The following is an 11,743-nucleotide window of genomic DNA, read 5'->3' as shown; positions in this document are numbered from 1 at the left end:
GGTCTCTGTAAATCGTGACTTCTTCATATTGATTCTCCTGTTGTAAATACTGCCATAAACAACAGAAAACTCAACTTTTTAAATGTACGAATCTAAGGGGATACTACAGTTCTAGGGGACGATTACCCATCCAAATAGCATCAAGATAGATTTTTAATAAAGATGTAAGTCCAATGCTTGTCAGTGAATATATTTAGGGAGTTTAACTTTTAATTTGAGTGCCAATTAATTCAGTAAAAGCAGTAACCATGGATCTTGCGCCATCCTCCCATGAGTGGGTAGCTTGAGCGATAAAGTTGTGTTTTAAAGGCTGCCCTAATCCATCCAATATACCCCTGCGAATTCCTTCTAAAGTTGGCTCTATATAAATGGCATCATTGCCGCCTACCTCTCGTAACTCGGGTGTATCAGAGGTTATCGTTGTAGTGCCGCAGGCTAGAGCTTCTGCAACAGGCATTCCAAAGCCTTCATATATCGATGGAAAGATAAAGATATCTGCCCCCGTATAAATAGCTGGTAAACATTCTTCCGGCACAAAGCCTAGCGAAATAATTTGATCAGTTTTCCTCGATAGAGCAGATAAACGCTGATCCTTCCAGCCACGTCCCCCAACCAATACTAGCTTGTAGGAATTCAAATGCCCCTGGTTTTTCATCTCCAAAAAAGTTAATATCAGCAACTCGAGATTTTTTCTAGGCTCCCATGTCGCCACAGCTAGTAAATACGGCCTGTCCAATGAATATTTCTTCATAACACTTTTAATAACATCTTCACGCTGCCGGACGAAGGATGGATTAACAGAGGGACAGACAATTACGTCCGCCCTACGTCCAAATATTTTTAATAAACGCTCGGACGTCCCCATTGAGATTGCTAAAACAATATTTGCACGAGCCAAATTTTTTACAAAAAATAACTTAAAAGCCCATCTATGAGTAAAACTCATAGTCTTAGGTGCAATAACAAAATTTAAATCGTAGATCGTTACCACCGTCCGCACCGCAAGTGAAAGATCCGGTAAAAAAGTAGCCGCGCCCCAAAATACATTCAGGTTATCCTGCTTACACAAATAGCCGCATCTAAACTTTAGCCACAGTACTGGCTTCAACCATTTAGCAAAAATAGAATCATCTAATCTTAAAGTCCACCTGTCAGAAATCACCGGTAACTCTAAGGGCAAAGGGCTATAAACGTAAAATTGAGCTGAGGGTAATAAAAGATCAATTTCACGGCAGAGCTCATAAACATACCTTCCAACTCCAGTTCGCGAGCCCAAAAGTGCCCGACCATCTATTCCAATCTTCAACCAACACCCCCTAAGCAGAATTCAAAATGAGAAAATATTTAAGTCATGACTTGGAATCAGCCGATAAGAATAAATTAGACACACTATATAAACAGGCAAACTTAAAAGCCTAAAATTTATTTTTTGATTCCAGTATTAAATCTCTTACTTTTCTAACGCAGATTATCGGCAGTATCAAATTACCTAACAGACGAGAAATAGATAAGAATAAAGGGCTGTAGCCATAATACTTAAAATATTTGACCAAATCCTCCCAGTCAGAAGTACTTTTTACCTTACTGGATAAACTTGGCAGAAAATACCATTTGTGCTCGCGCCGCATTACAGCCTTAAAAGCAAAAAGATTATCTTTCTGAGTAAAAAATTCTTCAGCTATTAATTTAAAACCTACCAAATCAATTAAATATCTTTTGGCAATACCATTATTCAGGAAGCTGTCATTTTCGAACCTGGCGCTAATTAAGGGCTTCTTTATGTATTGGAGGGTTCCACCCTTTTTTGCAATAGCAAGAAGTCTACACACATGAGCATAATTACTTCCCATGAATTCACTCCTATCACCTTCACTATACCAACAGGCTCGATTAACAATAATTGAACTCATAAAACTAAATAAGGCACCAAGAGATTGCGAGCACTCCAAGTAAGCCAAAAGATCATTATCATGTGAAAAATTAAAAACACTATCAGCAATATTACTGGAGAGCCAAGCCTCACTTGCCCTTGGTTTTAGATTTAGATCACAGCTAATCCTATTGCATAAATAGATTGCATGTTTATTATTTATTTCTTTTAAAACCCTTTGAATAGCTCCAGGCACTATGGCATCATCACTCGATAGTAGCCAACAATGTTCACCCTTAGCTAGATCAATAGTTTTAGCTATATCAAGGTCAATCCCACCCTTTTTTTCAAACTTAAAGTATCTAATGTTTGAATGAAGAGCCGTATAAGTTTTGACAACCTCCTCCGTATTGTCAGTAGATGCACCATCCCCAATGACAACTTCAATTTGGTCGCTCATCTCATCAATTATGCTATCCAAAGTTTCGCCAATGAAAAGGCCAAAGTTATATGTCGGGATACAAATTGAGAGTTTAATGTTACTCATTATTATTGATTACGCATGATTTTCATCAAAAACTGGGGGTATCCATTTTTTACTATGTAGCAATGCCCGAAGTTCAGAAAAATGGTCAAAAACTATATCTGGAGTATTTTCCCCGCTTGCAATTACTACCCCAGCATGTCTTTTTTGGAGAGTAGTAATGTTTAAATTTTTAGCACCTCCAATATCTGCATCAGCACTATCTCCAATCATCCAGCACTTTTCAGGTGCAACCTGCAATTTATTCAACGCAATTTCAAATGGCGCCTTAGAGGGCTTATCTGCTCCTGCCTCCTCTGAAGTTACAACATAATCAAAATAGTTGTCTAGTCCAAAATATATTATTTTCCGAAATTGAATTTGTGCTGTTAAGTCAGTAACAATAGCAGTACGAACCCCAGCCGCCCGAAGATCCTGTATAAAGTCTTGAATTCCTGGAAATATTTTAGAGGCGCCCAAAAAAATTCGCCAGTAGGTTTGCTCAAGATCTAGCGTCATTAAAAGTTGCGTTTTTAAACCAAGGATTTCCAAAGTTCTTTGGAAATATAGCAAGCGACTATGTGAGCTTGCGGTATTTCCAAGGTTCTTTTTTACTTGATCTCTTGCTTCCATGTACGCCTTAGAAAAATTTTCGGGCGCTACTCCAAGGAGTTTATTTGCTTTTTCATTTACTGCGAACATAGCCTTCTGATGAGCTGGGTCGTATTCATAAAGTGTATTGTCGGTATCAAAAATTACTGCGTCTGGCTTCGATAAAAATACTTTCTCACTGTGTATATTTAATGTCATTCAAGTATTCTCTTATGTAAAGTTTGTTCAGTGTGAGCTAAGATAATTAACTGCATAATTCCAATTGCGTTTGCCTCAAAGACTCGCTCAATTTCAATTAGGGCATCAAGGTCAGGTACCAATGTAGCAGCGCCTAAGGCAATATCTTCTGCCGATACATCCCCCTCTACGGTCAAGCTAAATATTCGCCCCTCATCTGATATTTCCCAGTCAACATGCAACCCGCAAATCCCGATTAATATGCGTATTAATGCATCTTGATACATCGCGTCTTTTATCCGAACATTAAGTTTTAGAGACGCTTCCCCACTAAAGTCTTCCGAAAGAAGGTAATGGGGATTCATAGGCACCAAATCAAAAATTATGTCAGCATAAAGTGCCTGTGGTGCAATATAAAGAGCTGAATCCTTGTTTCTTGATTTTATTAGCTCTTGCAAGCTTGCAAGCTTATGGTTTCGACTGCTGGTATCTCTCCGGATTTTCCAATACTGACGCAAGATATCATCAGTATTTAAAAATATCTTAACATCTAGCTTGCTTCGTAAATGATGTTGATATAACGCATGTAGACCTGAAATTATCAATACGTTATTTGGCTTAATTGGTGATGGGCTAGTAAATTTCCCGACTTGATGGTTATAGTGTCTACGATAAATCGTTTTTCCAGTAACCACAGAAACTGCATCCGAAGTCATTTGGGATAAATTGTTTGCCTTAGGATCTAAATGTGTTACCGCTCTCCACATTGCACCACTACGATCCCATTTATGATATGCATCACCATACATCATAGAGACAGAATGACTACCAAAAATATTTCTAAGAGCAACCGCAAGCGTATCTTTACCAGACCCTGAATCGCCAGCAATCCCGAATACTAAGGGTCGGCGATTGACCCTAAAGAAACTATTAAATTGAATGCCCTCTACAATCATTCGCACTACTAGGATAATTACGAGCGCATAATTTAAAGTTATAAAGAATGATTTGAGGGAGGCATTAGAATTTAGCAAAATATCCATTACAGAAGTTACAGTTGCTAACACCATAAATGCGTAAACTATCGCAAAACCAGTCCAAGTTGTTTTTGTAGCATAAAAAACTAAGAATGGTATAGCCCATACATACCAACTAAGATCTCTAGCTGGGAACGATACTATAACAATTACGCTCACCGCTAGAACAGTCATGAGTACGGTAAAATTAGTTCTTCTCAACCACCATAATGAGTACAAAAACAATACGTAAAGCAATAAAGATTCATTGATGTCATTTTGAACCATTAAAGGGGGCAGAAATTCTGGAATTAACTTGTCAAACATAGCAATCGATTTGATGAGAACTCCCATTAATAGCAATGCTCCAACTACAGCTGCATAAGCTATTAGGAACTTCAGTAGCGTTGCGCGGATACTACGGTTTTGCCAAATATAGATCGCTAAAAATGGGAAAATTGCCCCTGTTGCCAACTTAGTAGCAGCTGCAAAGCCTAAAAAAATCCCGGAAGTGATTATCTTTTTTTTCTTTAACATCAATAGCGCAGCCATCAATATGACCATTGAAACTATTTCGGGGCTCCAAAACCAATAAGTTAAAGCCAAAGATAGAGGGGACAGCCAATAAGCCAAAAGAACTATCAAATACTGCTTAGGATTAAATTTTATTAAAATAAATAACCCAAGTAAGTCGGATATAAGCAATACAAGACTAAAACTTAATATTAAAAATTTGTCGGTTAGAGCAAATAAACTATCTAGAGCCAATCCAATAATCGCAAATGGTGAAAATATTATTCCTATAAAGAAACCATAGTTTTCTATAAATAAATTTTTGTCCATCACATTAAAATTAGACCATGTCAGGTTAAAAATTCCATGGAACAATTGACAAAAAGATACTATTAATTGACGATCAGATGTAAATTGATACGTCAAATAAATTAGAATTACTCGAGCCAGTAATCCGAATATAAATAAGGGTGATTTAATTATTTTATTAGGCCCGTTCACCATAAATTCGGCACCTTAGTACACACCGCGTCAGGAATTAAACCTCTAGACCTTAGTATTTCTTGTAGATTTTCTACGACCTTAATCGAAAAACCCTGAAGCTCTGGGGATACCAAGCAAAGCTTGAACCCAGCATTTTTCAACCTCTGATATTTCTGACAATCCAGGGGAAAATGCGTAAAAAAATCAACCCAGATCCACTCGATTTTTCCACTCAAAGCAAGCGCAGTTTCAAGTGATTCAAATTCAGATACTCGGACCGCACACCGAGATTCGCCATTTGAGGCAGTTTTCACAAGATGTGGGAATGATTGATCTAAAAAAAAGAAATTCTCAATGGAATATTTTTTCATTAGCTTGAGCAAAGGCTCCTCAAGCCCCTCTTCTTTTACATTAAGAATCAACCTTCCATGCTCATAATTGGCTAACCATTCTTCAAATAGCTCCCCAATGGAAAAAGGATCATGATGAATAATTAGCTCCCTACCGTTACTCCTGATATCAACCTCAACCCCAAAATTTAAAGGGCACTCCAATAGCTGTGAAATTTTGTTTCTACGGTGAAAAATTATTTCAACATTGCATATCTCCGAAAAATAATTATTTTTAAGCACTATTAGCCTTCCATCAATTTTATGAGACTTGTACTATATCGTTTCCGAAGTGCTGAAAGAGCCTCGACAGGAATACTCAAATCTGCTTCAAGTCGATAGGGATGATTGCTCCATTTATGAAAGCACGATTGCCAATACTCGAATCTTTTTAAATCCTCAGGGGTCCCCCAGCAAATATATGTCTGAACTTCAAGCATGCGAACTCTTAAACCAAGAGCAATTGATTCATTTATACATGAATCAACATAAAACTCTCCATTGACGAGGCCATTATTCAATATCATTCTTTCGGTTGATCGCAGAAAATCTGCCGCACGCTTAAATGTAAAAGTTCCAGTGATAATCGGATCCATATCCGTATTGTTCAATGGTTTTTTTACTGACACATTAACAACACTATCGCCATCTAAATCAATCCATCCATACATTGAGGGATTTTGACTTGCCCCCGGGTATCCACGAGCACCCCAAATAATTACATCTACCTCCGGATCTGACAGTAGAGCATCAAATTTGTCTGCGTCATAAATCATTCCATTATCGCAAGCGCCGATAGTTAATGGCAACTGATGGTTCACCTCTGCCATTCCAGCTAAGCATGTAATTGCTTGACCATCTGTTTTTTTATCAAGCAATACAAATTTGCAGGGATTAAATTGGGTCTGAAGCTCATCAATTAAATTCTTCAACTGATACATATCATTTCGAGCGATAAAAACATATTGATCAGCTTTAGGTAAATCCAGAGTCGCTTGAATTGCCATAGATCTTCCAGACACAGAAATGAGCGGTTTTATTTTTTTAAATTCACTATCTTTGAATCGGGATCCCAGGCCTGCCATTGGAACCATAATGGTTCCACTATGTACTGAGGTTTTGCGTGTAGTAGCTAGCAATTTGAACATTTTTAAAAAATATCTATATTCAGCTAAGTCCTCAGGTGTACCCCATTGCATAAAATGCTGCAAAGGGAAAACCGCTATATCCTTTCCATCCTCTAGCATTGGCTTGTATACCATGCTGACATAAAATTCCCCGTTTAGAGCAAGATCTGATTTCATAGATTTTGAGCAATACTCCAGCAACAATTGGCCTGAACGAAAATAATACGTGCCACTGGAAGCATATTCGCTCATTGGGATATCAGTAAACGGCAACTTCTCTTGAATATCTATTACTCGATTATTTTCTTCCTTCACATATGCAAAATTTACAGATCTTAAGAGGTGGGGGTGAAAACCGGTATAGCAAGGTATGACTCCATCGCAAGATGAAATTTCAACGAATTTCTTAAAATCGGAATAATCCCAATAGCAAGTAAAATCGCAATAATTAACGATGACTGGCTGATTAATTTTTATTAGTGATTTTGCCTCAAGAATGGCATTAACTGGCCCGAGTTTATGTGGCTCAATGCCAATAATTTTTGCTGTTGGGCATATAGCCACAATAATCTCGCGCATTCTAAATCGCGGCTCTTCAAGATGCTCCCTATTGCATATAAAGATAAAATCAGATTCGCCAGGAAACATCTCTACGACATATTCAATTATGGGCCTTCCATCAACCTCAATTAAAGGCTTTGGAGTGTCATATCCCGCTCGGCGAAATCGCTCCCCGTAGCCAGACATAGGAATAATTATCTGCATATGCTGGTGATCATTTGTTTAATTGTAAAGAAATACGGTATTGCTCAGCCTCCCAACCCAAAAGCTCTTTCTCTTCTGTAGCCGATAAATATTTAAGGCCATCCTTATTTTCAATGTGTATGCATACCAAAGCTAGAGCATGAATCATTTCCTCAGCATTTGGAGATATATCTTTTTTAACAAGCACTCCCATTCCTCTAATCAAAATAAATGGCGCTAACTTATATGCGCCTGATAAATAATTGAAAATCTCATCACGGGATACGGCTGTTACATTTACCCCAAGAAAAACAACTTGATCCGGGTAAAGGGAACCACCCTCTACTATTTCTGAAGAAATAGGGCTAGTAGCAAGAGAGTGGCAAATCTCATGAATTGGCAGTCTATAATTTGACCCAGCAGCAATCGCCAATAACAAATTTATGTCTGGGCTAATACATGTCCGTTTTGGGCGATTCAATCTTGTCTCCACCTCATTAAGCAATGCCTGGACAGCTTGGCAATTTTCGGCTGCAACAACTAATCCATGATTTTCTAAAATAAGGACATTTGGCAATTTTTCACACAAGACCTTTTTCACAGCAAGCGTCAATGGCATTCCTGGCCTACAATACGGAACAGTAGCCCAATTGAGTCCCTTAAGTCGCTCACCTAGAACGAAATTCGAATCAGTCCTAACAGCAAATGAAAGTGCTCTTATGCTGTGGCAATGTAAGATCACCTTCTGCGGCAAAAGAGCGTGCAATGTTGCCTCAATCGAAGGCCGAGAAGTTATTCTTTTATCTACTACGCTGTATTGAATCCCGTAGTCAGAACCTGAATCAATTAATCGTCTAACTGCCTTCAATTCAAGAGGTACAAATATATCTTCTATGCTCGCATTTTGAAGCCAAAATCCTGAAGCTTTTACCCAAAGTGTTGAGTCAATTTTTATCGAGGTATTACCTCCCGCACCCTGCGAGAGCATAGCATTATTTCCAATAGTCGCTGACAGCTGAGCTAGATCTTTTAATAGGGTAAGGGTTATTCCTGTCATCTCGCCATCCATATTAAATGCTCGCAATCCTAGAATGCTTGAGTACTCTGATTGGCAACAACCATGCCATAGTCAAAAGAAAAGAGAGTAGTAGGGCCCAAATTATTCCATATAGTCCAAAATGTTGAACCAAAACTACTTGTAAAAGAACGCTAATGACCGCTTGTATTGGCGTCCAAAATAATAGCCCCTTTAAGTCATTCATGCTCTGCAATGGAATACCAAATCCATGAACCCAAGCAATGACCAAGTGATAACCGCCAAGCAATAATAATAATTCTATTGGAACTGTCACCACGCTCTCCGGAGAAATGAAAGAAATTAAATCATCAATAAAGATAATTATAAAAATTGTATAGGCCAAAATTAGAAATGAGCTGAATAGAATCGCCCTAATGAGAATCAGTTTGACAAACTTCCAATTACCCTTGTAAATTGCTTCCGAAAAATTAGGCCATAAAGCAGAATATATTGAGGTATAAAAAAATGCTGAAAAACTAAATATTCTTGTCAAAATTCCATATTTCACTACATCTAAAGGAGGCAAAAATTTAGCCAAAATAATAAAATCAAGATTTACAACCGCAGCATGCATTAAATAAAGAATTGAGAAACGCCATGCTCTTTGAATTATATTTTTAAAAATTATAAATTTAAATTTTCCTGCATCTCTAATCGCGAAGAAAATTTGAACAGAAAACACAAAAACTGCCAATAAACAAGAGGGGGCAAAATACGCAATTAAGCCTATCAATAACTTATCTTCCTGCTTCGAGCTCATCACAACTGAAAGTGCCAACAATCCTAATGCAGAAGAAATTGCTGAAACAATATTTGAAAAATAGCCCTTAATTTGCGCATAAAAAACCTTATAAGCAATACTCCCAAGGCTTATACCAATGAATAAAAGTCCAGCTATAAAAAAAAGATTTGTTTTTTGTGTTTCCCCAAGAAAGACAAATGAACTAAATATAAATTTAGAAGCAAACGGGGAGGCTACATACAGTAAGCATATTAGAAAAACTAGCAACAGCAATGCCAGAACTCCCCCGGTAACTATATAGTCCTCATATTTTTCTTGCTTAGCACGTTGCTCTGAAATGTAATTCTGTAAACTAACACCAACGCCAAAATCAGCAAGCATGTACCATGCCATTAAACTACTAAGAATCAAAAAAATAGCATATTGGTCAGGGCCCACTCCAGACAAAAAAATTCTTATACTAAATATTGAAATTCCTGCATTCAGAATGCGACTTATCCAAGCACTTCCGACTGTAAATGAATTTCTTGTTATAAATAGTTTTAGCATTTATGCACACACTGATCAAATGAGTGCATCAGGATTAAATGAAATAACTTTTTTAGCATGTCCAGCATACAGGGCAACCCATTTTTCGAATGTTAGCCTCTCTAAAATCCAAGGAACCCGGTAATCCTGAGACACTTCAAATGAATTATATTTAGGCCAACATAAATCAAGCTGCCCCTGATCAACTACTCCTATAACCTCTTGGAGCATTCGATGGTAAGTTAGGCTCGGATCACCTATGGACTGCTCACCGTATAGCATAGTCGCGTAAAATCTTCCAAGGGAAACCTCAGGTATTGTTGTTTTTTGAATCAATGCCTCCCCTACTAATATCTTGTTAGCCATTTTCGACGTAAAGGCTTCCCGGTTAACCGACTCCTCGTGAGCGGGAATACTCCAGAAATTGACAACATCCTGCAAATATCCAAATTGAAACATATCGCATACATGAAGTGGAAAATTTGCCAAAGTAGTTGTACTCAATAAAAATATTCTCCCTTTGCATGCGGTAATATTTTTTGAAGGGAATTGAATTAATGAGGCATTCAAAAAAGAAATTGCAAATCGGCTATATATACGCTGATCAGATCGTGTTTTTATTACCTTGGTTACGCCAAGTTTATTGACCGCGTTTAGTCCTTTTAAAACCGTCTCTCGCTGAAGATTGAAATTAAGAAAACCAGTTACAACAGGCTTATTGCAAATAATAATAGTGACCCCTAATGCAGAGATATTATCCTTTTCGATTTGGGTAAGATGGTCCAAAGTTGAAAAAACCACTGGACTTCTTGGGAAGTACTCTTTATATAATTTAAGTGTATTAATAGTAAAGTCGCATTCCCTTACGATCGGCCCTTGAATTAAGATCGCCACATCTTCGGTAGCTGAATCTAAAGCCACCATTTTTTGGTAATTATTTTTTGGCCTAACCACAATCGTCACGAAATCTTTAATCGAGGGATCTTTATTGCCAAAAAAACAGAGTCTCTCAATAAAAGTAGCATAAGCTTTTCGATCAATTCGACTCAGGAAAGTTAAAAGAATTTTAGCCGCAAAATCTCTGAGAGTGATTAACACTTAATGAATCTCTAATGAATAGGAATTCAATATCTCAGATCTCGCAGATTTTCACAAGTACTTTTTGCTCATGAAATGCAAGATATTCATATTTAATTCCATTTTTAGATATAAATTCTTGGAAAGCTAGGTACTCATGCTTTTTCCAATTTGGGTAATTAAAATATTCATCAAATAAAATGAATGTCCCCGGAACAATAAACTTCTTAAGTTTTTCCAAAATCACAACGCAGGATTCATATAGATCACTGTCAATATGCAACAGAGAAATACTAGACTCTAGAACATCATTCATTTCAAGCCACTCATCGATTGACTTGTCAAAAAAACCCTTGATAAGCCTAGTATTTTTTCTTACTTTTGGCAAATATCCCTGCAGATCAAAAGTTTCTTTAGTAATAAAGTATCCAGACCAATCGGATGGCAAACCCGAAAAACTATCAAAACCCCAGATTACTTTAGTTGGTGTGTGTTTTTTAATTCTATCTGCTAAATAGTTTAGCGTTTTTCCTTTGTAAACACCAAATTCCATAATAAGTCCATCTTTTTTTGACCTATCTACCGAATAGTTTAATAACTCCCAATGAGCATTAAATACAATTGCGTTCGTCATGTTCTCATCGATATAGTCAGCAGTTGATTTAACGGCTCTTCTTTCTATCTCCCACCTTAAGGTGGGCATATTTTGAGATAGCCCAATACCAAGAGCAAATCCAACCTTTGAAAAAACATTGTTGAAGAAAGGTTTAAGAGGATACAAGGGATTGCGCATATTAAATTCCTGAAAATTATAGTTAAGGCGGTTAAAGCTAATTGAGAAATTTCCAATCCCTCTCTGTTACA

The 11,743-nt window shown here is 37.3% G+C and carries 10 protein-coding genes; all 10 read right to left on the bottom strand.

Translation table 11 applies throughout. The features are described from left to right. Positions 1–202 precede the first annotated feature (202 nt). Positions 203–1,306, bottom strand: a complete 1,104-nt coding sequence (locus tag CP950_RS07280; RefSeq protein WP_096673827.1) for a glycosyltransferase family 4 protein — start codon at positions 1,304–1,306, stop codon at positions 203–205. Between the two features lie 109 nt (positions 1,307–1,415). Next, complete coding sequence (locus tag CP950_RS07275) at positions 1,416–2,417, bottom strand: glycosyltransferase family 2 protein (RefSeq protein WP_096673825.1); 1,002 nt, start codon at positions 2,415–2,417, stop codon at positions 1,416–1,418. 9 nt (positions 2,418–2,426) lie between these two features. Next, complete coding sequence (locus CP950_RS07270) at positions 2,427–3,203, bottom strand: HAD family hydrolase (protein ID WP_096673823.1); 777 nt, start codon at positions 3,201–3,203, stop codon at positions 2,427–2,429. Next, positions 3,200–5,215 (bottom strand): hypothetical protein, encoded by a 2,016-nt coding sequence (locus tag CP950_RS07265; RefSeq protein WP_096673821.1) that lies wholly within the window; start codon positions 5,213–5,215, stop codon positions 3,200–3,202. Before CP950_RS07265 ends, CP950_RS07270 begins: the two co-directional genes overlap by 4 nt. Beyond that, positions 5,209–5,826 carry a phosphatidylinositol-specific phospholipase C/glycerophosphodiester phosphodiesterase family protein gene (locus CP950_RS07260; protein ID WP_243391945.1) on the bottom strand — a complete coding sequence of 206 codons (618 nt, stop codon included), beginning with the start codon at positions 5,824–5,826 and terminating at the stop codon, positions 5,209–5,211. Before CP950_RS07260 ends, CP950_RS07265 begins: the two co-directional genes overlap by 7 nt. Positions 5,827–5,828: 2 nt before the next feature. After that, positions 5,829–7,475, bottom strand: coding sequence for an NTP transferase domain-containing protein (locus CP950_RS07255; protein ID WP_096673818.1), 1,647 nt, complete (start codon positions 7,473–7,475; stop codon positions 5,829–5,831). 10 nt (positions 7,476–7,485) lie between these two features. Next, positions 7,486–8,511, bottom strand: coding sequence for a class II aldolase/adducin family protein (locus tag CP950_RS07250; protein ID WP_165766423.1), 1,026 nt, complete (start codon positions 8,509–8,511; stop codon positions 7,486–7,488). A gap of 13 nt (positions 8,512–8,524) precedes the next feature. Next, entirely contained in the window at positions 8,525–9,823 is a 1,299-nt protein-coding gene (locus CP950_RS07245; RefSeq protein WP_108720884.1) for an MATE family efflux transporter, read from the bottom strand. 15 nt (positions 9,824–9,838) lie between these two features. Further along, positions 9,839–10,900, bottom strand: coding sequence for a WavE lipopolysaccharide synthesis family protein (locus CP950_RS07240; RefSeq protein ID WP_096673810.1), 1,062 nt, complete (start codon positions 10,898–10,900; stop codon positions 9,839–9,841). A 34-nt stretch (positions 10,901–10,934) separates the two neighbouring features. After that, positions 10,935–11,672 (bottom strand): TylF/MycF/NovP-related O-methyltransferase, encoded by a 738-nt coding sequence (locus tag CP950_RS07235; protein WP_096673807.1) that lies wholly within the window; start codon positions 11,670–11,672, stop codon positions 10,935–10,937. Positions 11,673–11,743 lie beyond the last annotated feature (71 nt).

Source organism: Polynucleobacter meluiroseus, assembly GCF_900205755.1.
In the GTDB taxonomy this organism is placed as follows: domain Bacteria; phylum Pseudomonadota; class Gammaproteobacteria; order Burkholderiales; family Burkholderiaceae; genus Polynucleobacter; species Polynucleobacter meluiroseus.
Note: the sequence above shows the minus strand (reverse complement) of the source record. Positions and strands in the feature narration are given on the sequence as shown.

Coding starts and splice junctions, on each gene's coding strand:
- CP950_RS07275 (WP_096673825.1), bottom strand. CDS start 2,417: ATGAGTAACATTAAACTCTCAATTTGTATCCCGACATATAACTTTGGC.
- CP950_RS07270 (WP_096673823.1), bottom strand. CDS start 3,203: ATGACATTAAATATACACAGTGAGAAAGTATTTTTATCGAAGCCAGAC.
- CP950_RS07265 (WP_096673821.1), bottom strand. CDS start 5,215: ATGGTGAACGGGCCTAATAAAATAATTAAATCACCCTTATTTATATTC.
- CP950_RS07255 (WP_096673818.1), bottom strand. CDS start 7,475: ATGCAGATAATTATTCCTATGTCTGGCTACGGGGAGCGATTTCGCCGA.
- CP950_RS07250 (WP_165766423.1), bottom strand. CDS start 8,511: ATGACAGGAATAACCCTTACCCTATTAAAAGATCTAGCTCAGCTGTCA.
- CP950_RS07245 (WP_108720884.1), bottom strand. CDS start 9,823: ATGCTAAAACTATTTATAACAAGAAATTCATTTACAGTCGGAAGTGCT.
- CP950_RS07235 (WP_096673807.1), bottom strand. CDS start 11,672: ATGCGCAATCCCTTGTATCCTCTTAAACCTTTCTTCAACAATGTTTTT.